The sequence below is a fragment of the Aminobacter sp. HY435 genome, assembly GCF_027568395.1.
Classification (GTDB): domain Bacteria; phylum Pseudomonadota; class Alphaproteobacteria; order Rhizobiales; family Rhizobiaceae; genus Aminobacter.
On the sequence record NZ_JANKZL010000011.1, the window covers coordinates 209,102 to 234,927 of the forward strand.

Below are 25,826 nucleotides of genomic sequence, written 5' to 3' on the forward strand. Positions count from 1 at the left end.
GCGAAACGGCCCTCCACAAGCCACGGGATCAATCATGACCGCCTTCAAACCCCTCGTCTTCTCCGGCGTCCAGCCGACCGGAAATCTCCATCTCGGCAACTATCTCGGCGCCATCCGCAAGTTTGTCGCGCTGCAGGACACCAACGACTGCATCTACTGCGTCGTCGACCTGCACTCGCTGACCGCCCAGCTCGTCCATGACGACCTGGCCAGCCAGACGCGCTCGATCACCGCGGCGTTCCTGGCCGCCGGCATCGATCCCAAGAAGCACATCGTGTTCAACCAGGCGCGGGTGCTGCAGCACGCCGAGCTGGCATGGATCTTCAATTGCGTGGCGCGCATCGGCTGGATGAACCGGATGACGCAGTTCAAGGACAAGGCCGGCAAGGACCGCGAGAACGCCTCGCTGGGACTGCTTGCCTATCCGAGCCTGATGGCGGCTGACATCCTGCTCTACCGCGCCACCCATGTGCCTGTCGGCGACGACCAGAAGCAGCATCTGGAGCTGACGCGCGACATCGCCCAGAAATTCAACAACGACTTTTCCGCCCGTATCGCCGATCTCGGCATCGGCGTGGAGATGCAGGTGGGCGAAGAGACGGTCAACGGCTACTTCCCGATCACCGAGCCGCTGATCGGCGGGCCGGCGGCGCGCATCATGTCGCTGCGCGATGGCTCGAAGAAGATGTCGAAGTCGGATCCCTCCGACCTGTCGCGCATCAACCTGACCGACGACGCCGACACGATCTCGAAGAAGATCCGCAAGGCCAAGACCGACCCGGCACCGCTGCCGAGCGAGCTCGAAGGCCTCAAGGAACGCCCTGAGGCGGAAAACCTCGTCGGCATCTATGCCGGCCTCGCCGACATGACCAAGGAAGAGGTGCTGCGCCAGTTTGCCGGCCAGCAGTTCTCGGTGTTCAAGCCAGCACTTGCCGACCTCGCGGTCGAGAAGCTGGCGCCGATCGCCGGCGAGATGCGCCGGCTGATCGCCGACCCGGCCTATATCGACGAGGTCCTGCGCGACGGTGGCGACCGCGCCCGCGTCATCGCCGAAACGACGATGAAGGACGTGCGCGACATCATCGGCCTGCTCGGCGACTAAACCGTCTCGGCGTCGGCTGCTTGCGGGCGGCCGGCGCTGGTGGCAGATTGTGACCAACTCAACACAGGTAGCCCATGGTCTCCAAACGCCTCAGCAAGGAAGCCGGACACCGGCGCAAGTTTCTGGCGATCATCGACGATACGCCGGAGTGCGAGCGCGCCGTCGCCTACGCCTCCAAGCGGGCGCGAAGCACGAACGGCGTGCTTGTGCTGCTCTATGTCATCGAGCCGGACGACTTCCAGCACTGGCTGGGCGTCGAAAAGATCATGCGCGAGGAAGCAACCGCCGCGGCCAATGCCGCGCTCGACAACCAGGCCGCGAAGGTGCGCGAGACGCTGGGCATCGAGCCTGAACTGGTGGTGCGCGAAGGCCGCCCCGCCGATGAGATCCACAAGCTGATCGAGGAAGACCAGGACATCGCCATCCTCGTGCTGGCGGCGGGCGCCGCCAAGGAAGGTCCGGGGCCGCTTGTCGCCTCGATTGCCGGCAAGGGCGCGGCCTTCCCGATTCCCGTTACCGTCGTGCCGCAGAACCTGTCCGACGAGGACATCGACAGCCTGGCCTGACGGACCCTGGCCCAATAGACTGGGCGCAACATATTGGCGCGGAGGCGCGCCGGCGGCTTGAATGTCGGCCGTCATGAGCCTAATTAGAACTATTCCAAACTAACGACCCGCCCGCGCGGGCATGGAGATGCGCCATGTTCATCCAGACCGAAGCGACCCCAAATCCGGCGACGCTGAAGTTCCTGCCGGGCAAGGAAGTGCTGCTCGAGGGCACGGCCGATTTCCGCGACGCGGAATCGGCACGCTCGGCCTCGCCGCTGGCCGGCCGGCTGTTCGACATTCCGGGCGTGACCGGCGTGTTCTTCGGCTATGATTTCATCACCGTGAGCAAGGACGGTCCCGACTGGCAGCATCTGAAGCCGGCGATTCTCGGCTCGATCATGGAGCATTTCATGTCGGGCGCACCGGTCATGGCTGGCCAGGAAGTCGGCGGTGGTGGGCACCACGACGACGAGAACGAATTCTTCGACAAGGCCGACGCCGAGATCGTGGTGACGATCAAGGAATTGCTCGACACGCGCGTGCGGCCGGCAGTTGCCCAGGACGGCGGCGACATCACCTTCCGCGGCTACGAAAACGGCACCGTGTTCCTGCACATGAAGGGCGCCTGCGCCGGTTGCCCGTCGTCGACGGCGACGCTGAAGCACGGCATCCAGAACCTGCTTCGTCACTTCGTGCCCGAGGTGCAGCAGGTCGAACAGGTTTCCTGACCTCTTCAAAGCACTGAGCAAAAACAAAAAACCGGGCCAAAGCGCCCGGTTTTTCGTTTGGGTCGTCCGTGTTGCCTGGACGGTCCGCAGTGCTATTTCACAATGACCTTGGCGCCGACATCGACGCGGTTGTGGAGATCGATGATGTCCTGGTTCATCAGGCGGATGCAGCCTGACGACATGGCCTTGCCGATCGAGTTCCATTCCGGCGTGCCGTGCAGGCGATAGCCGGTGTCGCCGCCCTTGTTGTAGAGGTACAGGGCACGGGCGCCGAGGGCGTTCTTGGGGCCGCCGGGCATGCCGCCCGACCACTTGGCGAGTTCCGGCTGGCGCTTGACCATCGCCGGCGGCGGGGTCCACACCGGCCATTCGCGCTTCATGGCGATGCGGGCCGTTCCCTGCCACTCGAAACCCTCGCGGCCAACGCCGATACCGTAGCGGATCGCCTTGCCGTCGGGCTGGACCAGGTACAGGAATTTCTGCCCGGTATCGACAACCACGGTGCCGGGCTGCTCGTTGGTCTCGTAGCGCACGACCTGGCGCTGATACTGGCGCGGCACCTTGCTGATCGGAATGGCCGGCAGCTGATAGCCTGCATCGACGCGCGCGCCATAGTCGTTGGAGAACATGCGCGACACACCATCGGTCGAGCAGCCCGCCAGTGCGGTGGAAAGCGCCAGGGCAGCGGCGATGGCAAAGGACTTCAATTGCATGCTGTGTTCCCAAACAAGAGCCATGACCGGACCGATTCGGCCTCATTTTCGCCACCATTCTTACCGGGCAGGGGTTTTGCTTGCCAAGCCTCGCGTGTCCGTTAAGCCGCGTCCGGGTTAATGTAAGGGACGGGTTATGGCATTTCGGCAACACGCATGGCGGGAAAAATCAATGGATTCAACGGTAGGCGGCAAGAGCGGATTTTGGCCGCGCGCGGGAACTACTGCTGACGGGAACGTGTCTGGAATAGTCCAGCGGTCGACTTCGGGTTGACAAAATCAACGAACATAGGACTACAGTCCTAGAACCGGTTTGTTTGCCGTCCGCGGACGGTGAACCTCACCACATTCGGAAAAGCTACCCGTAAGTCGTCAAATGGCCGCACTTCGGGTTGAAACGCTAGTCGTAGAACATTTTTCTAATTGACAAGCCGGTAAAGATAGTAGCTACGCTTAGCGTAGCTACTGCAAAAAAGGTGACTGATTGGAGAATTTTATGCTACTCGCTGGTTTTGATGTAAGCAAGGCTGCGGAAGCCGTCGCGTATTTGGCATTGAAGTCCGGCGGCAGCATCAACGTCCTTAAGCTCTCAAAACTTGTGTACCTTGCGGAACGTGAATTTATGGCTCGCTACGACGAGCCGATGTTTTATGACACGCTCGTATCGATGCCGGACGGCCCCGTTGCGTCGATCACGCTCAATCTGATCAACGGGAACCTAGAGGATGAACGTTGGTCGAAGTTCGTGGCCAAGCGAGATAGCTTTGACATTAAGGTAGTTGCGGGCACGAAGCCTGAAGGCTTGAAGCATCTCAGTAAAGCAGACGTCAAAGTGCTGGAGGCTCTTTGGGAAAAGTTCGGCAAACTCGACAAGTACGCCTTGCGAGATTGGACCCACAAAAAAGAGAACCTTCCGGAGTGGCAAGATCCGAATGGGTCGTCACGCCCCATTCATCACGAGGACGTTTTTCGGTATCTGAAAAAGGACGACAGCTTGTCGCTGTCTGAGGAAGTCCACGAATACCGTCGCCTTCACCAATACCTCAACGCCGCCAAATGAGTTACATCCCCCACAAAGGGGGAACTTTGCTCGTTCCGTCCGGACCGGTCGGGATGCACCTGTTTGTGATCGTTACTAACCAATGCCAAAATGGGTTTCACCTGTTGGTATCACTTACATCCATCAAACCCGGCAAAGCGCATGATCCAACGTGCACGTTCAACGGTGGTGAGCATCCTTTCATCGACAAGCCGACTTACGTATATTATAGGCTTGCCGAACAACGAAGCAGCGCTTCGATTGTAAAAGCTGTAGACGCAGGGCTTTTCGTCCCTAGAGTAGACATGCTGGAGGGGCATTTAGCAGCGATCTGCTCTGGTATCGAACAGTCCGAATTCATTGGAAGTTGGGCGATCGAATACTATCAGGAAAACCGTAACAATTAGCGTTGTTCCCTTCGCTGCAACGGTTCTTTGCCTGCTTGCTGGGACAGTCTCGAACGCAGGCCCAACAAGCGGGTTCAAAACGTGAACAAACCATGCGATGATCGCCAGATGCCGATCATTTCGCCGCTTGCCCAGAACCCTCTCATTGACGGTCGCCAATCCGAACGCGCCATGCTGGTGCGGCGTGGCGTGCAGCGTCTGCTGATGCAGATGGGAGCGCATGTGCTGCCGGAGATTTCGCTGGCGACGGGCCGCCGCGCCGACCTTGTGGCGATGACACGCCAGGGCGACATCTGGATCATCGAGATCAAGTCCTCGATCGAGGACTTCCGCGTCGACCGAAAATGGCCCGACTACCGGCTGCATTCGGACCGTTTCTTCTTCGCCACGCACCCTGAAGTGCCGGCCGAGATCTTCCCTGAGGAGTGCGGCTTCATTCTCTCCGATGGTTATGGCGCCGAGATCATGCGCGAGGCCCCTGAGCACCGCATGGCGGCAGCCACCCGCAAGGCACTGATGCTGCGCATCGCGCGCGCCGGAGCGGCACGCCTTCTGGCGGCCGAACTCGCGGGCGTTTCGGTGCCGGCGCTGGAAGGGGAAAGCGAATAGGAATGGCAGAACGAAAAACGGCGCCTGAAGATCAGGCGCCGTCCATTGTTCGCCACTCGTTATTCGATTATCGCGGCGCCCGCTTGGCGAGGATTCGCTGCAACGTGCGGCGATGCATGTTGAGGCGGCGCGCCGTCTCGGAAACGTTGCGTTCGCACATCTCGTAGACGCGCTGGATATGCTCCCAGCGGACACGGTCGGCCGACATCGGATTTTCCGGCGGCGCGGCGCGCTCGCCCGTCGAATTGGTCAGCGCGGCGTAGACGTCGTCGGCATCGGCCGGCTTGGACAGGTAGTCGATGGCGCCGAGCTTCACTGCGGTGACGGCGGTTGCGATGTTGCCATAGCCGGTCAGGATGACGGTGCGGGTGTCTTCGCGGCGCTCGCGGATGGCCAATACGACATCAAGGCCGTTGCCGTCGCCCAGGCGCATGTCGACCACTGCAAAGGCCGGTGGATTGGCACGCACCTTGGATACGGCTTCCTCGACGCTCTCGGCGGTATCGACGGCAAAGCCGCGGCTTTCCATGGCGCGCGCCAGACGTGTCAGAAAAGGCTTGTCGTCGTCGACGAGCAACAGTGAATGGTCTTCGCCCGGCAGCCCGCCTGCAATGTCCTGGGTGGTCATCGCGTGATCCTTTGTTATCGTTGATCCCAGTCGTTCTTGTCGTTTTTCCAAGCAGATATAGGTGCTAGGCCCGGATGTCCAATGGCCGGCGTCAAACGCACTGTTCGACAAGGCGCTTCGCACATGCGCCAGCGCCCCAAACCGTGCCGATCACGCCATGTCGAACATCGTGGAACCGGCAGGCACCGGATTGAGGAATATCGACCGCGGCCACGACACTTCGACGACCGCGCCTTCGCCCGGTCCGCTCGAATTGCTGAAGCTGATCGCAGCACCTGAACGCTCCAGCAGGGTTTTGGCGATGAACAGGCCAAGACCGAGGCCGCCGCCCGGCTCGGCGCCCTGGCGCGTCGACATATAGGGCTCGCCGATGCGGTCGATGATCTCGGCGGGAAAGCCCGGACCGTCGTCGAGAATGGTGAAGGTGACGTCGTCGTCGTTCCAGCTCCAGTGGATGGTGACGCGCGTGCGGGCGAAATCGACGGCGTTCTCGATCAGGTTTCCGAGGCCGTAGATGACGCCCGGATTGCGGTGACCGACCGGCTCCGGCCCAATGCGCTCGCCGGGTTCGAGCTTGATCGAGATGCCGAAATCCCGATGCGGGGCGATGACCTCCTCGACGAGAGAGGTCAGCGGCAGCCGCGCAAGGTGCTGTTCGCCCTCCGACGACAGGCTGGTCAGCCGCTTGAGAATCTCGCGGCAGCGTTCGCTCTGGCTGCGCAGCAAGGTGACGTCTTCGCCATATTTGGGATCGTTGCCGAGCGCGCGCTCCATCTCCTTGGCGACAAGGGCGATGGTGGCGAGCGGCGTGCCGAGTTCATGCGCGGCGGCAGCGGCAAGACCGTCAAGCGCCGACAGATGCTGCTCGCGCTGCAGCACCAGCTCGGTGGCGGCGAGCGCGTTGGCAAGCAGGCGCGCCTCGTCGGCGACGCGGAAGGCATACATGGCGGTAAATGCGATCGAGCAGCAGACCGCAATCCAGATACCCGACGTGTAGATGAACGGCATGGCAAGCTCGACGCCGTCGTACCATGGCAGCGGCAAATGGAAGAAGGCGAGAATCGAGACCATCAGAATGACGAACACCGCCAGGATCGCGGTCAGGCGCAGCGGCAGCGACGTGGCCGAAATGACGACGGGGACAGTCATCAGAAGCGAAAACGGGTTGGTCAGCCCGCCGGTCATGAACAGCAGCCCGGCGAGTTGCAGGCTGTCGAAGGTGAGAATGCCGAAGGCGGCGAACGGATTGAGCCGCTGCGTCGCCGGGTAGCGGAAGGCGAGGAAGAGGTTGAGCCAGGCGGAGCTGGCGATCAGCGCGAAACACAGGCTGACCGGCAGCGGGAACTGCAGCCAGTAGGCGACGATGACGACGGTGAAGCTCTGGCCGACGATCGCCAGCCAGCGCAGGCGGATCAGCGTGTTGAGGCGCAGCCTGTGGCTGTGCTGTAGGTCGGGCGTGCGGGTCAGCGAGTTCATCTGCGCTATATGCGCCGGACGCAGGTCGCCGCCAAGGGGTTAAGTACCCCTGGGCTTGGCGCGGGCGGTGGCCTGAGCCCCCAGCGGGTTGTCGGGCCAGACATGCCTGGGGTAACGGCCGCGCATGTCGGAGCGCACATCGGCCCATGAGCCGCGCCAGAAGCCGGGCAGGTCGCGCGTCGTCTGGATCGGCCGATGCGCCGGCGACAGCAGTTCAAGCGTGAGCGGCACCGTGCCGCCGGCGATCGAAGGATGCTTGTCCATGCCGAACAGCTCCTGCACGCGCACCGCCAGCACCGGCCACTCGCCATCGTAGCGAATCGGCACATGGCTGCCCGAAGGTGCTGAGAAGTGGGTCGGCGCAAGCGAACCGATCTTGCGCTGCAGGTCGTGCGGGACGAGCGACATCAGGCCACCGTGAAGTGCACTATTGCCGATGCGAGCGAAGGACGCCTCGCCGCGCAGGAAGGGCAACAACCAGTCCTCGAGGCGGTCGAGCAGCGCCTCGTCGGACATGTCGGGCCAGGGTTCGCCCAAGCCGCGATGCAGCCAGGTCAGGCGCTGGCGCAGCGTCTCGGCCTCCTTGCCCCAGTCGAGCAGGCCGAGCCCGTGGGCGCGCAGCGCCTCAAGGATGGCGCGATCGGCTTCCTCGCCCTTCGGCGCCGGCAACATGCGCTCGGAGAGGGTGACGGCGCCGATGCGGACGGTTTCGCGGACGCGGACGGAGCGCTTGTCCTTGTCGAAACTGGCTTCGGTCTTGCGCTCCAGATGGCTGGCAAGAATGTCCCGGATGTCGGCCTCGCTCACCGCTGCGGCCGACGAGATGCGGGCGTTCTGGGCCTTGCCCTGCAGGTCGGCGACAACGAGAAAGGGTTCGCCGGCGAGCGGATCGGCGGCGTCGACCGACGCGCCGCTGCCATTGGCCAGCACGAAACGGCCGCGCTCGCCGCGCGCCTTGGCGACGCGGTCGGGCCAGGCGAGGATGAGAAGGGCGCCGACGCTCTCACCCTCCCCCTTGTGGGGAGGGTCGGACCGCAGGTCCGGGGTGGGGGTAGACTTTCCGCCCTCACCCCCACCCCGCCCCGCTTCGCGGGTCGACCCTCCCCACAAGGGGGAGGGTAAAGCCTGCCGCGCCAGCCGCTCCGCCAGCTGTTTTGCGGCATTGGCGCGCGGCGAGCGCTCGTTGCGGAAGCGCTGCAGGCGACGTTCAAGATCGGCGCTGTCGCCGCCAAGACCGCGTTCGGTCATCAGCACGGCGAGCTGTGCCGCCTCAAGCGCTGCACCCTGATGCGCCGCTTCGGCGACCATGTGGGCGAGGCGCACAGGCAGCGCCAGTTTTCTCATCGCCTGGCCTGACGCGGTCAGGCGGCCATCGGCGTCGATGGCGTCGAGCTCGACAAGAAGTGCCTTCGCCTCGGCCAAGGCCGGTGCTGGCGGCGGATCGAGGAAGGCCAGCGTGATCGGGTCGGCGACACCGAAGGCGGCACAGTCGAGCAGGAAGCCGGACAAGTCGGCCTCAAGGATCTCGGGCGGCGAAAAGGCGGGCAGTGCCGCGGTCTGCTCGGCGCGCCACAGGCGTACGGCAACGCCGGGGCTGGTGCGGCCGGCGCGGCCGGCGCGCTGGTCGGCGGCGGCACGCGAGGCACGTACCGTCTCCAGCCGGGTCAGTCCGCTCGCCGGCTCGTATCTGGGCTGCCGCGACAGGCCGGAATCGATGACGACGCGGACGCCGTCGATGGTGATCGAAGTCTCGGCGATTGACGTCGCCAGCACCACCTTGCGGCGACCCGATGGCGCCGGCTTGATCGCCGCGTCCTGCGCCTTGCCGTCGAGCATGCCATAGAGCGGCACGATGTCAGTGTCGGCGCCGACGCGGCCGTCGAGGCGTTCGGCGGTGCGCTCGATCTCGCGCTGGCCAGGCAGGAAGGCGAGCACGCTACCGGGCTCATCGGCAAGGGCCGAGCGGATCGCCTTGGCCATGGCGTCCTCGATGGCCGTGCCGGCCGGGCGTTCGTCATAGCGGATGTCGACGGGGAAGCTGCGACCTTGACTTTCAATGAACGCAGCACCGTCGAGCAGCTTGGACACGCGGGCGCCGTCGAGCGTCGCAGACATGACGATCAGCCTGAGGTCGGGGCGAAGGGCGCCCTGCACGTCGAGCGCCAGCGCGAGGCCGAAATCGCCGTCGAGCGAACGCTCGTGGAACTCGTCGAACAGCACGGCTGACACGCCGGGCAGTTCGGGATCGTCGAGGATCATGCGGGCCAGCACGCCCTCGGTGACGACGAGGATCCTTGTCTTCGCGCTGACCTTGTTTTCCATGCGCATGGCGTAGCCGACCGTTGCACCCGGCTCCTCGCCGAGCAACGAGGCCATGCGCCGCGCGGCGGCCCGGGCGGCAAGCCGGCGCGGTTCGAGCAGGATGATCTTGCCATCGCCGCGCCAGGGCGCGTCGAGCAGCGCCAGCGGCACAAGCGTGGTCTTGCCGGCGCCGGGCGGAGCGACCAGCACGGCGCTGTTTCCGGACGTGAGCGCCTCGGCAAGTTGCGGCAGCACCGCCGTCACCGGCAGGTCGGGGAGCTTGGTCATCAGTTACGTTCCGGCCTTTTGCGCCGCATGGGCGGCAGGCCGGCAATATCAGCTACCGGACGGACGACGCAACATCGCTGCCCCGGCGACGGGCGCAGGAGGGACAAGCCGCATGCGCAAGCATCCGTCACAGACGGTCGCCAAGAGTGATCGGCCTTGCCCTTGCTTCGCCGGAATGAAGCTTACCGTGACGCTTGCGTGACGGTCTTGCGACAGGAGGGGTCCGTGGCAGAATTTGCATATCCGATATTTGCCGGCGCAGCACCGGACCTGCGCCGGAGCAGCCAGCTCCGCTTCCTCGTCATGGCGCTGGCGCTTGTCGGCGTCGTGACCGTGGCCGCAGCCCTTGCAGCGATCCTCGCGCCCGGCATCCGCCACCTGCTGCTGCGGGAAGACGGCATCGTCGAAATGGGGACCGTGATGTTCCTGGCTGCCGTCGTGCTTGGCGCCGGGGCATCGGTGCTCCTGCGCGGACCAAGCATCCCGGTGATACTGGCCGGCCTGCTCGGACTTGCCGAACTGCTTGACGAGACCAGCTTCGGCGCGCGCCTGTTCGGCTTCCAGCCACTGCCGCTTCATGGCGGCGGGCAGCTCGACGGCTTCCATGACCTTTTGATCCTCGCCTACCGCCTGCTGGGTGACGTCAGCCACGGACTTGCCTTGCTGCTGGTCGCACTGCTGCTGTTGCTATCTGGCGGGGCTGTACTGCTTGCCTTGCGCCATATGGCGCGCAACATGACCGGAGCCACGACATGGCTCTCCGGCCACGTGCTGCTGTTGCTGCATGTCGGCTTTATCGGGCTGGCGCAGATCATCGACATCGCGACGTCGTCGCGCGCGCTTTCCGCCGTCGAGGAGGTGCTCGAGCTCAACGCCGCGATATTGCTGGCGTTTTATGTGGTGCAGATGGGGTGGATGGAAGCCGCTCGGCGACGTGGTGCACGCTGAAACGCCCCTCTCCGTCACGGCTTTGCCGTGACACCTCTCCCCCACTGCGTGGGGGCGAGGAACCCAAGCTGGAGAGCCTGCCCCTACCTCACCTTCACCCACTTCTGCTCCGCAAACGACTGCGCCATGGCGTGCACCGTGCGCTCGATCTCCAGGCCCTCGTCGAAGTCGATGACGCGGGCGCGCGCGCCGGCGATGCGGGCAAGCAGTTCGCGGCACTCGATGGTCTTGAGGTCGTTGAAGCCCAGCCCATGGCCGGGTGCGGGGATGAACTTTTCGTAGGGCGCATGCACGGGGGCGGCGAGGATGGTGCGAAAGCCCTGCTCGGTCGGCCGGTCGGAGGTGACATAAAGCTGGATCTCGTTGAAGCGCTCCTGGTCGAAGACCATCGAGCCCCTGGAGCCGAAGATCTGCACCTGGATGCGACCCTTGCGGCCCCAGGCCGAACGATTGACCAGAAGCGTGCCGGAGACGCCGTTTTCGAGATGGATCAGGCTGGAGGCGATGTCGTAGGTCTCGACAGCGCGACGACCGCCGCCCGAGACCTGGCGGTTGGGATAGGGTTTTGCCATGTCGCACATGACGCTGCCGACCCGGCCGAACAGCGCTGAAATCAGCGACAGCGGGTGAACGGCGAAATCGTCGAGGGCGCCGTAGCCCGAAGTCGCCTCGTGCTTCCAGAAGAACGGCGCGTCGGGATCGGCCATGAAGTCCTCGTCCATCTCGACGCGGAGATGGTTGACCTCGCCGATGAGCTTTTCGTCGAGCATTTGGCGGATGTGGCGGATTGCCGGGCTCTGGATATAGTTGTAGCCGAGCACGGCCACCTTGCCCGACTTGCGCGCGGCGGCGGCCATGGCCTCGGCCTCGGCCAGCGTCGGCGCCATCGGCTTTTCGCACCACAGGTGCTTGCCGGCATCGAGGATGGCAATGGCCATCTCCGGGTGGAACTGGTTGGGTGTGGTCAGCGAGATGACATCGACCTCGGGGTCGGCGACAACAGTGCGCCAGTCGCCCGAGGATTTCTCGAAACCGAGCTCGGAAGCGCGCTGGGCGGCGAGGTCGGCGTTGGCCTCGCCGAGATGGACGAGCCTGACCTTGTCGACGTCGCCGAACACCGTGCGCACCGAATTCCACGCCAGCGCATGGCACTTGCCCATGAAGCCGGTTCCGATAAGTCCTACACCTGTCACTTCACGCTCTCCCGGTTTATAGAATAGGGCATTGCGACCTATGGACTGAATAGTCGAATTCTGGCAAAAATGGAACATACAGTTCATTTTATTTGGACAGCCGGTCGCCCCGGCGCTATGGTGGAATAGGCGGAGGCGGAATGGACGACATGGCGGACACTGTTTCGGAGGCACTGCCGCGCGACTTCGAGGCGCTGAGGGGGCTGATCCTCGACCGGAGGGATAGCCTGCCCAAGCGCATCGCCCAGGTTGCGGCCTATTCGCTCGACAATCCCGACGAGATCGCCTTCGGCACCGCCGCCAGCATCGCAAGCTCCGCCGGGGTGCAGCCGTCGACGCTGATCCGCTTTGCCCAGCATCTCGGCTATGACGGCTTCACCAGCCTGCAGCAGGTTTTCCGCGAACGGCTGCGCGAGCGCACGACCTCCTATGAGGAGCGGCTGACCGTGGTGCGCGGCGACGCCGACGACGGCACCTCCAACCGCCGCATCGTCGACGGGTTCCTCGCTGCCGCCAGCAAGTCGCTCGACGTGATGTCGCGCAATCTCGACGACGAGACGCTGGACCGTGCCGTCGATCTGCTCAACGGCGCCGAGACGATCTACATCCTGGCGCGCCGGCGCTCCTATCCCGTCGCCAGCTACATCGCCTATGCGCTGGGCAAGCTCGGCGTGCGCAGCCAGCTGATCGAATCCGCCTCCGGGCTCAGCCCGGAGATCATCTCGTTTGCCTCGTCGAAGGACGCGGTGATCGCCATCAGCTTCTCGCCCTATGCCTCGGCAACCGTCGAGGAAGCGCGAATCCTGTCGGCCAACAACGTGCCCGTCATCGCCATCACCGACAGCGCGTTCTCGCCCCTGGCGCAGTTCGCCAAAGTGTGGTTCGAGGTGGCCGAAGCCGATTTCGGCGGCTTCCGCTCGCTCGCCGCCACCATGGCGCTGGCAATGGGCCTGACGGTGGGCGTGGCCGAACTGAGGCGCGGCCGCAAGGGCCGGAAATTGGCCAATTCCAAGGGTTGAAATCGCGTCTGGGCTGCACGAAATGCATGGCAGCTGCCCGCTGTCGTCATGCCAGGCGCCCAGTCAGGCGAAAAATGGTTGACGCAGGGGCGATAGTGGCTCAATCCCACTGTTAGCCATCTATTGTATGAGAGAGCCCCCATGCCTGCTTATCGTTCGCGCACCACCACCCACGGCCGCAACATGGCGGGCGCGCGTGGCCTTTGGCGCGCCACCGGCATGAAAGACACCGATTTCGGCAAGCCGATCATTGCCGTGGTAAACTCCTTCACCCAGTTCGTGCCGGGTCATGTGCACCTCAAGGACCTCGGTCAGCTGGTCGCCCGCGAGATCGAGGCGGCCGGCGGCGTGGCCAAGGAATTCAACACCATTGCCGTCGACGACGGCATCGCCATGGGCCATGACGGCATGCTCTATTCGCTGCCGAGCCGCGAGATCATCGCCGACAGCGTCGAATACATGGTCAACGCGCACTGCGCCGACGCCATGGTCTGCATCTCCAACTGCGACAAGATCACGCCCGGCATGCTGATAGCCGCGATGCGCCTCAACATCCCGGCGGTGTTCGTCTCCGGCGGCCCGATGGAAGCCGGCAAGGTGGTGCTCGGCGGCAAGAACGTCGCGCTCGACCTGGTGGACGCGATGGTCGCTGCCGCCGACGACAAGGTTTCGGACGAAGACGTCAAGATCATCGAGCGTTCGGCCTGCCCGACCTGCGGCTCGTGCTCGGGCATGTTCACTGCCAATTCGATGAACTGCCTGACCGAGGCGCTCGGCCTGTCGCTGCCAGGCAACGGCTCGACGCTGGCAACCCATGCCGACCGCAAGCGCCTGTTCGTCGAGGCGGGACACCTGATCGTCGACCTCGCCCAGCGCTACTACGAGCAGGACGACGAGAGCGTGCTGCCGCGCTCGATCGCCTCGAAGGGCGCATTCGAAAACGCCATGGCTCTCGACATCGCCATGGGTGGGTCGACCAACACCGTGCTGCACATCCTGGCAACGGCCCATGAAGGCGAGATCGACTTCGACCAGGACGACATCGACGCGCTGTCGCGCAAGGTGCCGGTGCTGTGCAAGGTCGCGCCCGCCAAGGCCGACGTGCACATGGAAGACGTGCACCGCGCCGGCGGCATTTTTGCCATCCTCGGCCAGCTCGACAAAGCCGGCCTGCTCAACCGCGACCTGCCGACGGTGCACACGGCGACGATCGGCGAAGCCATCGATCATTGGGACACCTCGCGGACCAAGAGCCAGGCGGTGCGCGACTTCTACCTCGCGGCTCCCGGCGGCGTGCCGACCCAGACAGCTTTTAGCCAGGACCGGCGCTGGGACGATCTCGACCTCGACCGCGAAAACGGCGTCATCCGCTCGGCCGAACATGCCTTCTCCAAGGATGGCGGCCTGGCCATACTCAAGGGCAACATCGCGCGCGACGGCTGCGTGGTGAAGACCGCCGGCGTCGACGAGTCGATCCTGAAATTCTCCGGCCCGGCCCGCGTGTTCGAAAGCCAGGACGCCTCGGTCAAGGCGATCCTCGCCAACGAGGTCAAGGCCGGCGACGTGGTGGTCATCCGCTACGAGGGCCCGAAGGGCGGCCCCGGCATGCAGGAAATGCTCTACCCGACCAGCTACCTCAAGTCGAAGGGCCTGGGCAAAGCCTGCGCGCTGTTGACCGACGGCCGCTTCTCGGGCGGCACTTCGGGCCTGTCGATCGGCCACGTTTCGCCTGAAGCGGCAAACGGCGGCACGATCGGGCTGGTGCGCGAAGGCGACCTCATCGACATCGACATCCCCAACCGCACGATCAGCCTGCGCGTCGACGAGGCCGAGCTGGCCGCCCGCCGCACCGAGCAGGACGCCAAGGGCTGGAAGCCGGTCGAAGTGCGCAAGCGCAAGGTGACCAAGGCGCTGAAGGCTTACGCGGCCTTCGCCACCTCGGCCGACCGGGGTGCTGTGCGCGACCTTGGCGACTTCGAGTAAGCTGCCACGAATGGACGACCAAAACAAAGGGCCCGCATCGCGGGCCCTTTTCATTTGGGAGAAGGCTACACGAACCGTCACAGGATTTTGGAAAACCGCTGCGAGACAGACCCATTGCAGTGGGGGATCTGGCTGCACATCATGGTATTCAAGGAGAACAGCTGGCTCTTGTGGCCGCGCCAGAAGTGCAGTGACGCGCTGAGGACGGCGATCAAGCGTATGTCGTCAAAGCCGCTTAGCGGCTAAAGGAGAAGCAAAACTCCCATAGAGATACTCATCTCGCGCTCGCGAGCTCAGTTCTCAGGATATACCAGTTCATCTTGTAGTTACATTTCGCCGATGGCACAGTCGGGCAAGACACCTGAGGGGGACGTCTTGTCTATCTACATTCCAATCTTGAACCTTATTCCGCTCTACAACTCAGCAAAACGGGCCCGCAACCGTTCCGTATACCTCGCGGAATACGTTCAAAGGCCGGAAGCAGAACGTCTGTCAGAGGATCAATATTACGAGGGCAAGACCGTTGCGGATGTCGTCACCGAGCTAGATCTGAAGCTGGGCGAGCGGGTCGAAGAATACGAGCGGCGCGCGGAGCAATTCCTGACACTTTCTTCAAGTGGCGCCCTCGCAATCATTGCCACCCTTTTTGCGAATTCGACCGAGAAGATCAGTCTTCTGGTGATCATTTCAGCCGTACTCCTGACGCTCAGCTTCTTGCTTGTTGCCGTCCTCAAGATAATGCAGACGGACACCGCCTATTTTCGGCAAGGCGAGTGGCAGAAAAACCATCGGGACTTCTTGCACAAAAAGATTACCTTGGGTGAACTTTCCTGGCGAACCATCCGAAGCCACAAGGCGCCGAAGGTCTTTGCGCATACCGCACTAACCTCATTGGCCTTGATGGTAGTCGGCGTGATCTTCCTTATCGCGTCGATCTGGCCGACGACTGCCTCGCCCATGCCATTCCACGCCGAGCCTCAGACCAGTAGCCACGCATTGTAGGTCGCGCTCGCCGCGCCAAGCAGGATGCCAAGGGCTGGAAGCCTATGGAAGTGCGCAAGCGCAAGGTGACCAAGGCGCTGAAGGCGTACGCCGCCTTCGCCACCTCGGCCGATCGCGGTGCCGTGCGCGACCTCGGCAACTTCGAGTAAGCTGCCACGAATGGACAACAAAAGACCCGCACTGCGGGCCTTTTTCTTTTGCCGCGCAAGCTGCCGGCAAGACCCGGCCGGGCGTCGCCCATCGATCCAGCGCAATCAGGAGAATTGCGTCGAAAACGCTTTGCCATCGAAAGGGAACTTCGCCACCCCTTAGGAATTTCCTTCTCAGGCACAGACCGGAAACGAAATCGCTTGCCTTTGTTCGCCTGGGTCCCCGCCGGTAAATGCGGCCAGTGAGGACCGGCGGATGAACCGACCGGCCAGATGCGATATGTTCCGGCAACCTGCACGAGGGAGACGCCGCCATGAGCCGCCTGCATCCGCCTTTCAGGTCTGTGCTCGATTTGATCGGCAACACGCCGGTCGTCGAGCTCAAGCGTTTCGACACCGGCCCGTGCCGGCTGTTCATCAAGCTGGAGAGCCAGAACCCCGGCGGCTCGATCAAGGACCGCATCGCGCTGTCGATGATCGCGGCGGCCGAGCGCGACGGCAGGCTCAGGCGCGGCGGCACCATCGTCGAGGCGACCGCCGGGAATACGGGTCTCGGCCTGGCGCAGGTCGGCATCCCCAAGGGTTATCGCATCATCCTTGTCGTGCCCGACAAGATGAGCCGCGAGAAGATCCAGCACCTGCGCGCGCTCGGCGCCGAGGTCCGGCTGACGCGCTCGGATGTCGGCAAGGGCCACGCCGAATATTACCAGGACATGGCCGAGAAGATCGCCGCCGAGATCCCCGGCTCGTTCTACGTCAACCAGTTCGCCAATCCGGCCAACCCGGAAGCGCACGAGGCCACCACCGGCCCCGAGATCTGGGATCAGCTAAAAGGCGATGTCGAAGCGGTGGTGGTCGGCGTCGGCTCCGGCGGCACGCTGACCGGGCTTGGGCGGTTCTTCGCCAAGGTATCGCCGAAGACAGAAATGGTTCTGGCCGACCCTGTCGGCTCGGTGTTGGCGCCGCTGGTCAAGACCGGCAAGATGGAGGAGGCCGGCAGTTGGACGGTCGAAGGCATCGGCGAGGATTTCGTGCCGCCGAACTGCGACCTGTCGCTGGTCAAGAAGGCCTATTCGGTCAACGACAAGGCGAGCATGCTGGCGGTGCGCGACCTGCTCGCCAAGGAAGGCATCCTCGCCGGCTCGTCGTCGGGCACGCTGCTTTCGGCCGCCCTGCGCTACTGCCGCGAGCAAAAGACGCCGAAACGGGTGGTGACCTTCGTCTGCGACAGCGGCAACAAGTACCTGTCCAAGGTGTTCGACGACTTCTGGCTGGCCGAACAGGGCCTCGACGAGCGCGAGCAGCACGGCGACCTCAGCGACCTGGTGGCCCGCTCGCACCGCGAGGGCGGCACGGTGTTCGTCGGTCCCGGCGACAATTTGCTGACAGCCTATGGGCGGATGCGGCGCGGGGACGTGTCGCAACTGCCCGTCCTCGAGGAGGGCAAGCTTGTCGGCATCATCGACGAGGGCGACATCCTGTCCAAGGTGGAAGGCCTTTATGACGGCCGCTGGAACCGCTTCAACGCACCCGTTTCCACTGCCATGACCAAGGACCTGCACACGCTGCAGGCCAACCAGACGCTCGACGCCCTGCTGCCGATCTTCGACCGGAACGAAGTGGCCATCGTGTTCGACGGTGACGAATTCGTCGGGCTGATCACCCGGGTCGACCTCATCAACCATCTCAGGCGGACAAAATGACGACGCAAAAGAACCGGCTGGCATTTTCGACGCGCACCATCCATGGCGGCCAGAGCCATGATCCGACGACCGGCGCGGTCATGGTGCCGATCTACGCCACCTCGACCTATGGCCAGCAGAGCCCGGGCGTGCACAAGGGCTTTGAGTACGCCCGCAGCCAGAACCCGACGCGCTTCGCCTTCGAGCGCGCCATCGCCGACCTTGAAAGCGGTTCAGCCGGCTTCGCCTTCGCTTCCGGGCTGGCGGCGATCGGCACGGTGTTCGAGCTGCTCGACAGCGGCGCGCATATCGTCGCCACCGACGACATCTATGGCGGCACGTTCCGGCTGCTCGAGCGGGTGCGCAAGCGTTCGGCGGGGCTACAGGTGACGTTCGTCGACCTCACCGACCTCGCCGCCGTCGAGGCGGCAATCCGGCCGGAGACGAAGATGCTGTGGGTCGAGACGCCGACCAACCCGCTGCTGCGCGTCGTCGACCTCGAAGGCGTGGCGGCACTGGCCAGGCGCAAGGGCGTGCTTTCGGTCGCCGACAACACCTTCTGCAGCCCCTATCTGCAGCGGCCGCTGGAGCTCGGCATCGACATCGTGGTGCACTCGACGACGAAGTATCTCAACGGCCACTCCGACATGGTCGGCGGCTGCGTGGTGGTGGGCGACAACAAGGAACTGAGCGACCAGCTGAAGTTCCTGCAGAACGCCATCGGCGCGATATCAGGACCGTTCGACAGTTTTCTGGCGTTGCGCGGGATCAAGACTTTGGCGCTGAGGATGGAGCGGCATTCGCAGAACGGGGCCAAGATCGCGCGCTGGCTGGAAAGGCGCAAGGAGGTGCGCCGGGTGATCTATCCCGGCCTCGAAAGCCATCCGCAGCACGCCGTCGCCAGGGCGCAGATGTATCATTTCGGCGGCATGATATCGGTCGAGCTCGACCGTGATCTGGCCGCGACCAAACGTTTCCTCGAACGGACGCAGTTGTTCACGCTCGCCGAAAGCCTCGGCGGCGTCGAAAGCCTGATCGAGCATCCGGCGCTGATGACGCATGGCTCGATCCCGGCGGAAAAGCGCGCCGAGATCGGCATTTCGGACTCGCTGGTGCGGCTGTCGACCGGCATCGAGGATGGGGATGACTTGATATCAGACCTGGAGCAGGCGCTGGCGGGTTAGTTTTTCTTCGCATCTGGAAAGATGCCCCTCACCCTTACCCTCTCCCCGTGAAGAACGGGGAGAGGGGGACGCCGGCGTCGCGGCTAGCCTCCTTCTCCCCGTCCTACGGGGAGAAGGTCCCGGCAGGGGGATGAGGGGCGGCGCGACGGTTCGTGATCGCGCGCATCCGCCTCAAGCGCTCTCGAACCCCACCAAAAACTTGCTCAGCAGCGCGTTGAGCGCCGCCCTCTCCTGCCTGGTCAGCACTTCCACGATGCGGGTTTGCGTGGCGACATGGTCGGTGACGGCGGCATCTATGGTGGCAAAACCCTTTTCGGTCAGCGAGACGATGAAGCTGCGGCGGTCGTCGGGATTGAGCCGACGCTCGACGAGGCCTGCCTTTTCCAACTGGTCGACACGGTTGGTCATAGTGCCGGAGGTGATCATCATCGTCGCCGAGAGATCGCCGGGCGACAGCGCATAGGGCGGCCCGGAGCGTCGCAGCGTCGCCAGCACGTCGAAGCTCGCATAGTTCAGCCCGTGGGCGGCGAAGGTCTTTTCCATCTCGCGGGCGAGGTGCTGCGACACCCGGTTGAGGCGGCCGATCAGCCCCATCGGCGCGACGTCGAGGTCGGGCCGTTCGCGGTTCCACTGGGCAAGAATGTCGTCAACGCGATCCATGGCCAAGCTTTCGGGAAAAATTCTCTTGACGTCAAGAGAATGCGATATATCTTGAGGTCAAGATTTTTGATGTGGAGATAATTCCCATGTCCCGCAACACCGACCTGCTGCTGACGGCCATCGCCCCCGCGATCTGGGGCAGCACCTACATCGTGACAACCGAATTCCTGCCCGCAGGCTATCCGCTGACGGTGGCGATGCTGCGAGCGCTTCCCGCGGGCCTGTTGTTGCTGCTGCTGGTGCGCCAGCTGCCACAGGGCATCTGGTGGGCGCGCGTGCTGGTGCTCGGCGCGCTCAACTTCTCGATCTTCTGGTGGCTGCTGTTCGTCGCGGCCTACAGGCTGCCCGGCGGCGTGGCGGCGACCGTCGGCGCCATCCAGCCACTGATCGTCATCCTGCTTGCCCGCGCCCTGCTCGGCTCGCCGATCCGCCCGCTGTCGATCGTAGCTGCCATTGCCGGCATGGCCGGCGTGGCGCTGCTGATCCTGACGCCGCATGCAGCACTCGACCCGATCGGCATCGCCGCTGGTCTTGCCGGCGCTGTCTCGATGGCTGCGGGCACAGTGCTCAGCCGCCGCTGGCAGCCGCCGGTATCGCCGCTGACCTTCACCGCCTGGCAGCTGACATCAGGCGGCCTGCTGCTGCTGCCGGTGGCGCTACTACAGGAGCCGTCGCTGCCTTCGCTAACGATGCCCAACCTGCTCGGCCTCGCCTGGCTCGGCCTGATCGGTGCGGCACTGACATACATCCTGTGGTTCCGTGGCATCGCCAGGCTGGAACCGTCTGTCGTTTCGCCGCTCGGCTTCCTCAGCCCGATGACCGCCGTGATCCTTGGCTGGTCAGTGCTCGGTCAGTCGCTCAGCGCAGCGCAGATCTTCGGCATGGTCGTGGTGCTCGGCAGCGTCTGGCTCAACCAGCGTGCCCAGCAGGCCAAGCCGATCCCGGCCAAGCTCGCGACGGCCTGACGTCGCCTCGTGGCGGCCGGCCCAAGGAACCAGCTTGCGTTCCAAATGGCACAGGCCAAAGCGCGAAGGCGACCGCGGCGATAAATCAGGAATGCCCAGGACGACGTCGGTGACGAGGAACTGCGCCGCCGACTGGATCATGAAGCCAAGGCCGTGCGTCGCCGCCACCAGCTCGGCTGCGACCAACGGCCGCGTCCTTGCGGCAGTCAGGACACAAGCACGCCGATCTCTTCCGCGGCGGCAACGAATGCCCGGCGAGCCGCCTCACGCGTGCGGGTTCCGGCAAGGGCGGCGGACACTATCTCGACGGCTTCACGGTAGAGCGGGCCGCTGCGCTTGGCATGCGGCCAGTCGACCAGCGCCTCGTAGGCGCCCTTGACCGTGGTGACTTCGCGCTGGGTGCTTTCCGACCCGATGCGGACGGAGACAGGATTATCGAAAAGCATGCGGTCCATTGCGACCTCCAGAAATTGACGGTCAGCAACAACGTTCTGGAGGCGAGCGGGTTCCCAAAGCAGAAGCCTGACGCGGCTAGTGCAATCCGCCGACGCCAAGCAGCCTTTCAACGACATCGGGCTGGGCCGAAAGCTCTTGCGGCGTACCCGACCAGGCGACACGACCGCGCTCGAGGATGATGGCGCGGTCGGCAAAATCGAGCGCGCTCTGGATGCGCTGCTCTACCAGGACGACGGTCATGTCGCCGCCCGAAGCGAGCCTGGAGAACACCTCCATCAACTCTTCGCAGATGACAGGGGCGAGACCTTCCAGCGGTTCGTCGAGCAGAAGAACAGTTGGCTTGCCGAGAATGGTGCGGGCCGTCGACAGCATCTGCTGTTCGCCGCCCGAAAGCTGAGAGCCCAGGTTCTTGCGCCTTTCCTTGAGGCGCGGGAACATCTGGTAGGCTTCCTCGATCGCCGAACGGTCGCGGCCCTTGAGCCCGACAAAGAGGTTCTCCTCAACCGTCAGCGACGGAAAGATGCAGCGCGCCTGCGGCACGTAGCCAAGGCCGCCGCGGGCGCGCGCCGAACTTTCCTGGCTGGACATGTCGGTGTTGCCGAGGCGGATCGAGCCGCCATAACGTTTGGTCTGCCCGGCGATGGTGGCGAGCAGCGTCGTCTTGCCCATGCCGTTGCGGCCAAGGATGGCGAGGCGCGAACCGGCCGGCACAGAGAACGAAACATTCTCCAGCACCCTTGTCGGACCATAGCCGGCGCTCAGGCCGGAGATTTCAAGCGGCGCTGCGGTCATTGGCGTAGCTTCCGAGATAGGCTTCGCGCACACGCGCATCCTTGGTGACGTCCTGAGGCGAACCATCGAAGATGATGACCCCGGCAGCGAGGACGATGACGCGTTTGGCAAAGCGGAAAACGAGGTCCATGTCGTGCTCGATCATCAGCACGGCGAGGTCGGATGGCAGGCCGGCAAGGGCCGCCTCGATGCGCGGCGTATCACTCTGGGGAACGCCCGCCGCCGGTTCGTCGAGCAACAGCACCTTGGGCTTGAGAGCCAGCGCCAGCGCGATTTCGAGCAGGCGCTGCTGGCCGTAGGCGATCTCGGCCACCTTGCGGGTGGCGATATGGTCGAGGCCCAGCGTGCGCAGGAGTTCCGCCACTTCGGCGAGCACGTCAGGCATCGACTGATAGTGCCCGAAGATGCGACCGGTGCGGCCGGTGCGCTGCATGACGGCCAGCGCCAGGTGCTCTTCCGGGGTCATGTCGGGAAACAGGCGCGTGACCTGGAACGAACGGACCAGCCCCTGGCGGACGCGCGGCGTCGGCCCAAGTGCGGTGACATCGTTGCCGGCGAGCATGACCTTGCCGGAATCGGGTTCAAGATGACCGGTGACCAGATTGACGAAGGTGGTCTTGCCGGCGCCGTTGGGGCCGATCAGCGCGACCCGGTCGCCAGGACTCATGGTGATCGAGACGTCCTGCGTGACGGCGAGGCCACCGAAGGACTTGTTGAGGTTCTGGACCTGGAACACCGGGCTCATTTGCCTTGCCTCTTAAGACGGTCGAGCAACATCAAGGCGGTGCCGTAAAGGCCGCGCGGCGCAAACAGCACGACCGCGATCAGCAACGCGCCGACGATGGTGAGCCAGTGGAACGGATTGGCCGCCGAGACGAAATCCTCGAACCACATGAAGCTGACTGTGCCGATGAGCGCGCCATAGAGCGAGCCGGTGCCGCCGAGCACCAGCATGACCAGCGCCTCCGCCGACAGCGTGAAGCTGAGCGAGTCGAGACCGACGACCTGGGTGGAAATGGCGTTGAGCGCGCCGCCGACACCAGCGACCGCACCCGAGATGACATACATCCTGAGCAGCGTGCCCTGCACCGAAGCGCCCATGGCGCGGATCCGGATCGGATCTTCCTTGATGCCGCGGCACAGCATGCCGAAGGGCGAACGGGTGATCAGGCGCAGCACGACGAAGGCGACGACCACCAGCGCCACGGCAAAGCCGTAGGCGGTGCGGCCCCACAGGTCGAAGGCGAAGATGCCGAAGATCGGATCGGGCGAGATGCCCGACAGGCCGTCACTGCCGCCGGTGTAAACGGAAGCCTTGTTGGCGGCTTCGTGAAACAGGTGGACGACGGCGATGGACAACACGAGTTGCGCCAGGCCATGGCCGCGCAAGATCACTGCACCCGAAACGATGCCGGCGACAGCGCCGCCGATGGCGCCGACAACGACCATCAACAGCGGATCAGTGATGCCGAAATGGACCGCCGCAATGCCCGAGGCATAGGCGCCTGCACCAAACAGCGCTGCGTGGCCAAGGGTGGCAACGCCGCAGAAGCCGGTGACAAGGTCGATCGACAGCACCAGAAGCGCAACGCCGAGAATGCGCGTCAGCAGCGCCAGGTTGTTGGGGAACAGGAAGTAGCCGATGGCGGCGACCGCGAGGATGACGGCAAGGCCGATGAGGTCGCGCATGATCCAGTTCGGGCGCGTCGAGGCGGTCTTGGCTGGCGAGGTGTTTTCAATGGCAGCCATCTACTTGCTCCTGCCCAAGAGACCACGCGGGAAGACGCAGACGATGGCGATGACGGCTAGATAGAAGAAGAACTCGCCATATTCCGGCAGCAGGTAGCGGCCGGTGGTGTCGATGGCGCCGAGCAGCAGGCAAGCAAGCAGCGCGCCGGGAATGGAGCCGGCGCCGCCAACGGAAACGACGACGAGGAAGGTGACCATGTAGCGCAGCGCGTAGTAGGGCTCGATCGGCAGCAGTTCAGCGCCGACGATGCCGCCAAAGGCGGCGAGGCCAACGGCGACCGCGAAGGAGACCGCGTAGACGATCTTCGTGCGCACGCCGAGCGAGGCGGCCATGGCGGCGTTGTCGACCGAGGCCCGCAGCTTGACGCCGAAGGATGTCTTTTCGATCAGGAACCACAGACCGCCGGCAACGACCACGCCGCAGGCGATGGCGAACAGCTTCTGCGCCGAGATCGAGCGGAAGCCGAGGTCGACCGGGCCGCGCAGCAGCTCTGGCAGCGGGATGGTCTTCAGCGTCGGGCCAAAGACATAGTTGGCGATGCCGATGACGCAGAAGGTTATGCCGATTGTCATCAGCACCTGGGTCAGTTCCGGCGCGCCATAGATACGGCGGTAGAGGAACCGCTCGACCGGGATGGCGATCAGGATGGTGCCGACGACCGCGGCAAGGATCGCCACGCCGTAGCCGAAGCCGAGTGTCTGGGTGGCATAGGAGGCGATGTAGCCGCCGATCATGGCGAAGGCGCCATGGGCGAGATTGACCACGCGCATCAAGCCCATGGTCACCGAAAGTCCAATCGAGATGACGAACAGCACCATGCCATAGGCAAGGGCGTCGATCCCAACGCTGAGAACGGTTTGCATCGATCAATCCAGCAGCGGCCCGGAAACCGCCTCGCGGCATCCGGGCCCTGTCGTTGGCGTAACGCTGTTACTTCGCGGCGGCAAGGCCGGGGTCGCCCTGCTTGTCGAAGGTTGCGATTTCCTTGTTGTAGTAGGTGCCGTCGTCGGCCTTGGCGACTTCGCGCAGATAAATGTTCTGCGTCATGTGACGGCTCTCGGGATCGATCGAGACAGGACCGCGCGGGCTTTCCCAGGCGAGACCCTTGACCGCGTCGACGGCCTTCTGGGCATCCTGCTCGCCGCCGGTCGCCTCGATCATCTTGTAGATGACGTGCATGCCGTCGTAAGCGCCGACCGAGGGGAAGGACAACTCGGCAGGGTTGCCGATGGCCTTCTGTGCGGCTTCGACGAACTTCTTGTTTTCTGCCGAGTCATGCGAGACGGCATAATGAAAGGTCGTCAGCAGGCCTTCCGCAGCCTGGCCGAGCGCCGGCAGGTCGGATTCCTGGGTCAGGTCGCCGGGAGCGAGGAACTTGACGCCGGCCTTGGCCAGGCCGTTCTCGTTGTAGGCCTTGACGAAGCCGAGCGTCGTCGGGCCCGAAGGCAGGAAAGCGAAGACCGCGTCCGCACCGGAATCCTTGACGCGCTGCATGATCGGGCTGAAGTCATTGGTCGACAGCGGCAGGCGGATGGAATCGACGACCTCGCCGCCTTCGGCGGTGAAGGTGGTCTTGAAGGCGTTTTCGGAATCGACGCCCGGACCGTAGTCGGAAACCACCGTGATGACCTTCTTGACGCCACGCTCCTTGGCGACCTTGGCCATCGGCGCCGAGGTCTGCCAGGTGGTGAAGGAGGTGCGCACGATGAGCGGGCTCTTGGTGACGATCGCCGACGTGGCGGCGTTCATGACGACCAGCGGCACGTTGGCCTGCTCGAGCAGCGGGGTCACAGCCATCGCGTCCGGGGTGAAGTAGAAGCCTGCCAGATATTGAACGCCTTCCTTGACGACCAGTTCCTGGGCCAATGCCTTGGACTGGGCCGGATCGGCGGCCGGCAGGTCGCGGTAGACGATCTCGATCTCGTCGTCGCCGACCTTGTTGCCATTGAGCGCCATGTAGGCGTCGATGCCGGCCTTGAAGTTCTTGCCCTGGATGGCGAACGGGCCGGAGAACGGACCGACGACGCCAACCTTGATGGTGTCAGCGAAAGCGGTGCTGGAAAGCGCCAAAACCGCGAGCGCGGCCAAAACAGACTTCTTCAATTTTTCCTCCGTGTGAACGAGCCGGCACTGTCGCGCGCGCCGGTCCCGGTTTCTCCGTATCGTGCCAAGTGTCATGCTCGAAACGGTAATGTAAAATGAAA

Annotated in this window: 25 protein-coding genes and 1 pseudogene; 13 read left to right on the forward strand and 13 right to left on the reverse strand. The window is 64.0% G+C overall.

Going from position 1 to position 25,826, the window contains the following annotated elements:
• The first annotated feature begins 34 nt into the window (after positions 1–34).
• From trpS to PCJ21_RS17680, 3 genes are all read left to right on the forward strand, one after another.
• Positions 35–1,102 carry a tryptophan--tRNA ligase gene (trpS, locus tag PCJ21_RS17670; RefSeq protein WP_269932736.1) on the forward strand — a complete coding sequence of 356 codons (1,068 nt, stop codon included), beginning with the start codon at positions 35–37 and terminating at the stop codon, positions 1,100–1,102.
• Positions 1,103–1,176: 74 nt separating this feature from the next.
• On the forward strand, positions 1,177–1,668 hold the full coding sequence (locus PCJ21_RS17675) for a universal stress protein (RefSeq protein ID WP_269932737.1): 492 nt from the start codon (positions 1,177–1,179) through the stop codon (positions 1,666–1,668).
• A gap of 134 nt (positions 1,669–1,802) precedes the next feature.
• A complete protein-coding gene (locus PCJ21_RS17680; protein WP_269932738.1) occupies positions 1,803–2,378 on the forward strand; it encodes a NifU family protein in 576 nt (191 codons plus the stop codon).
• Between the two features lie 92 nt (positions 2,379–2,470).
• On the opposite strand, the gene PCJ21_RS17685 is transcribed toward PCJ21_RS17680, so the two are convergent.
• A complete protein-coding gene (locus tag PCJ21_RS17685) occupies positions 2,471–3,091 on the reverse strand; it encodes a L,D-transpeptidase (RefSeq protein ID WP_269932739.1) in 621 nt (206 codons plus the stop codon).
• A gap of 496 nt (positions 3,092–3,587) precedes the next feature.
• On the opposite strand from PCJ21_RS17685, the gene PCJ21_RS17690 reads away from it, so the two are divergent.
• The 3 genes from PCJ21_RS17690 (at position 3,588) to PCJ21_RS17700 (ending at position 5,146) form a co-directional block, all read left to right on the forward strand.
• On the forward strand, positions 3,588–4,151 hold the full coding sequence (locus tag PCJ21_RS17690; protein ID WP_269932740.1) for a Panacea domain-containing protein: 564 nt from the start codon (positions 3,588–3,590) through the stop codon (positions 4,149–4,151).
• 53 nt (positions 4,152–4,204) lie between these two features.
• Entirely contained in the window at positions 4,205–4,537 is a 333-nt protein-coding gene (locus PCJ21_RS17695; RefSeq protein ID WP_269932741.1) for a hypothetical protein, read from the forward strand.
• A 108-nt stretch (positions 4,538–4,645) separates the two neighbouring features.
• Positions 4,646–5,146 (forward strand): MmcB family DNA repair protein, encoded by a 501-nt coding sequence (locus PCJ21_RS17700; protein WP_269932742.1) that lies wholly within the window; start codon positions 4,646–4,648, stop codon positions 5,144–5,146.
• A 67-nt stretch (positions 5,147–5,213) separates the two neighbouring features.
• Here the strand turns inward: PCJ21_RS17700 and PCJ21_RS17705 are convergent, their stop codons facing one another.
• From PCJ21_RS17705 to hrpB, 3 genes are all read right to left on the reverse strand, one after another.
• Positions 5,214–5,774, reverse strand: a complete 561-nt coding sequence (locus PCJ21_RS17705; protein ID WP_269932743.1) for an ActR/PrrA/RegA family redox response regulator transcription factor — start codon at positions 5,772–5,774, stop codon at positions 5,214–5,216.
• Between the two features lie 150 nt (positions 5,775–5,924).
• Entirely contained in the window at positions 5,925–7,250 is a 1,326-nt protein-coding gene (locus tag PCJ21_RS17710) for an ActS/PrrB/RegB family redox-sensitive histidine kinase (protein WP_269932744.1), read from the reverse strand.
• 39 nt (positions 7,251–7,289) lie between these two features.
• A complete protein-coding gene (gene hrpB, locus PCJ21_RS17715) occupies positions 7,290–9,839 on the reverse strand; it encodes an ATP-dependent helicase HrpB (protein ID WP_269932745.1) in 2,550 nt (849 codons plus the stop codon).
• A gap of 225 nt (positions 9,840–10,064) precedes the next feature.
• Between hrpB and PCJ21_RS17720 the strand changes: the two genes are divergently transcribed.
• Positions 10,065–10,787: a hypothetical protein gene (locus PCJ21_RS17720; RefSeq protein ID WP_269932746.1), complete on the forward strand. Its 723-nt coding sequence runs from the start codon at positions 10,065–10,067 to the stop codon at positions 10,785–10,787.
• 83 nt (positions 10,788–10,870) lie between these two features.
• Here PCJ21_RS17720 and PCJ21_RS17725 read toward each other — a convergent pair whose 3' ends face one another.
• A complete protein-coding gene (locus PCJ21_RS17725; RefSeq protein WP_269932747.1) occupies positions 10,871–11,980 on the reverse strand; it encodes a Gfo/Idh/MocA family protein in 1,110 nt (369 codons plus the stop codon).
• Positions 11,981–12,120: 140 nt separating this feature from the next.
• Here PCJ21_RS17725 and PCJ21_RS17730 point away from each other — a divergent pair, with 140 nt between their 5' ends.
• The 5 genes from PCJ21_RS17730 to PCJ21_RS17750 all read left to right on the forward strand — a co-directional run bounded on the left by PCJ21_RS17730 (position 12,121) and on the right by PCJ21_RS17750 (position 18,999).
• Positions 12,121–12,999 (forward strand): MurR/RpiR family transcriptional regulator, encoded by an 879-nt coding sequence (locus PCJ21_RS17730; protein ID WP_269932748.1) that lies wholly within the window; start codon positions 12,121–12,123, stop codon positions 12,997–12,999.
• Between the two features lie 141 nt (positions 13,000–13,140).
• On the forward strand, positions 13,141–14,982 hold the full coding sequence (gene ilvD / locus PCJ21_RS17735) for a dihydroxy-acid dehydratase (protein ID WP_269932749.1): 1,842 nt from the start codon (positions 13,141–13,143) through the stop codon (positions 14,980–14,982).
• A gap of 375 nt (positions 14,983–15,357) precedes the next feature.
• A complete protein-coding gene (locus PCJ21_RS17740; protein ID WP_269932750.1) occupies positions 15,358–15,984 on the forward strand; it encodes a hypothetical protein in 627 nt (208 codons plus the stop codon).
• Positions 15,985–16,447: 463 nt separating this feature from the next.
• Positions 16,448–17,836, forward strand: coding sequence for a pyridoxal-phosphate dependent enzyme (locus PCJ21_RS17745; protein WP_269932751.1), 1,389 nt, complete (start codon positions 16,448–16,450; stop codon positions 17,834–17,836).
• Positions 17,833–18,999 carry a cystathionine gamma-synthase gene (locus PCJ21_RS17750; protein WP_269932752.1) on the forward strand — a complete coding sequence of 389 codons (1,167 nt, stop codon included), beginning with the start codon at positions 17,833–17,835 and terminating at the stop codon, positions 18,997–18,999. Before PCJ21_RS17745 ends, PCJ21_RS17750 begins: the two co-directional genes overlap by 4 nt.
• A gap of 171 nt (positions 19,000–19,170) precedes the next feature.
• On the opposite strand, the gene PCJ21_RS17755 is transcribed toward PCJ21_RS17750, so the two are convergent.
• The gene (locus PCJ21_RS17755; protein WP_269932753.1) at positions 19,171–19,659 is read right to left on the reverse strand and encodes a MarR family winged helix-turn-helix transcriptional regulator; all 489 of its coding nucleotides are present in this window, start codon (positions 19,657–19,659) and stop codon (positions 19,171–19,173) included.
• Positions 19,660–19,745: 86 nt separating this feature from the next.
• Here PCJ21_RS17755 and PCJ21_RS17760 point away from each other — a divergent pair, with 86 nt between their 5' ends.
• Complete coding sequence (locus PCJ21_RS17760; RefSeq protein WP_269932754.1) at positions 19,746–20,624, forward strand: EamA family transporter; 879 nt, start codon at positions 19,746–19,748, stop codon at positions 20,622–20,624.
• A gap of 12 nt (positions 20,625–20,636) precedes the next feature.
• Here the strand turns inward: PCJ21_RS17760 and PCJ21_RS22125 are convergent.
• The 7 genes and pseudogenes from PCJ21_RS22125 to PCJ21_RS17795 all read right to left on the reverse strand — a co-directional run.
• Positions 20,637–20,810, reverse strand: a pseudogene (locus PCJ21_RS22125) (taurine ABC transporter permease); the annotation flags it as partial.
• Positions 20,811–20,830: 20 nt separating this feature from the next.
• On the reverse strand, positions 20,831–21,079 hold the full coding sequence (locus tag PCJ21_RS17770; RefSeq protein WP_269932755.1) for a DUF982 domain-containing protein: 249 nt from the start codon (positions 21,077–21,079) through the stop codon (positions 20,831–20,833).
• Positions 21,080–21,155: 76 nt separating this feature from the next.
• Complete coding sequence (locus PCJ21_RS17775; protein ID WP_269932756.1) at positions 21,156–21,872, reverse strand: ABC transporter ATP-binding protein; 717 nt, start codon at positions 21,870–21,872, stop codon at positions 21,156–21,158.
• The gene (locus PCJ21_RS17780) at positions 21,853–22,617 is read right to left on the reverse strand and encodes an ABC transporter ATP-binding protein (RefSeq protein ID WP_269932757.1); all 765 of its coding nucleotides are present in this window, start codon (positions 22,615–22,617) and stop codon (positions 21,853–21,855) included. Before PCJ21_RS17780 ends, PCJ21_RS17775 begins: the two co-directional genes overlap by 20 nt.
• Positions 22,614–23,561: a branched-chain amino acid ABC transporter permease gene (locus PCJ21_RS17785; protein WP_442866039.1), complete on the reverse strand. Its 948-nt coding sequence runs from the start codon at positions 23,559–23,561 to the stop codon at positions 22,614–22,616. The genes PCJ21_RS17780 and PCJ21_RS17785 overlap by 4 nt, the downstream gene beginning before the upstream one ends.
• A gap of 60 nt (positions 23,562–23,621) precedes the next feature.
• The gene (locus PCJ21_RS17790; RefSeq protein ID WP_269932759.1) at positions 23,622–24,485 is read right to left on the reverse strand and encodes a branched-chain amino acid ABC transporter permease; all 864 of its coding nucleotides are present in this window, start codon (positions 24,483–24,485) and stop codon (positions 23,622–23,624) included.
• A 67-nt stretch (positions 24,486–24,552) separates the two neighbouring features.
• Entirely contained in the window at positions 24,553–25,725 is a 1,173-nt protein-coding gene (locus PCJ21_RS17795; protein ID WP_269932760.1) for an ABC transporter substrate-binding protein, read from the reverse strand.
• Positions 25,726–25,826 lie beyond the last annotated feature (101 nt).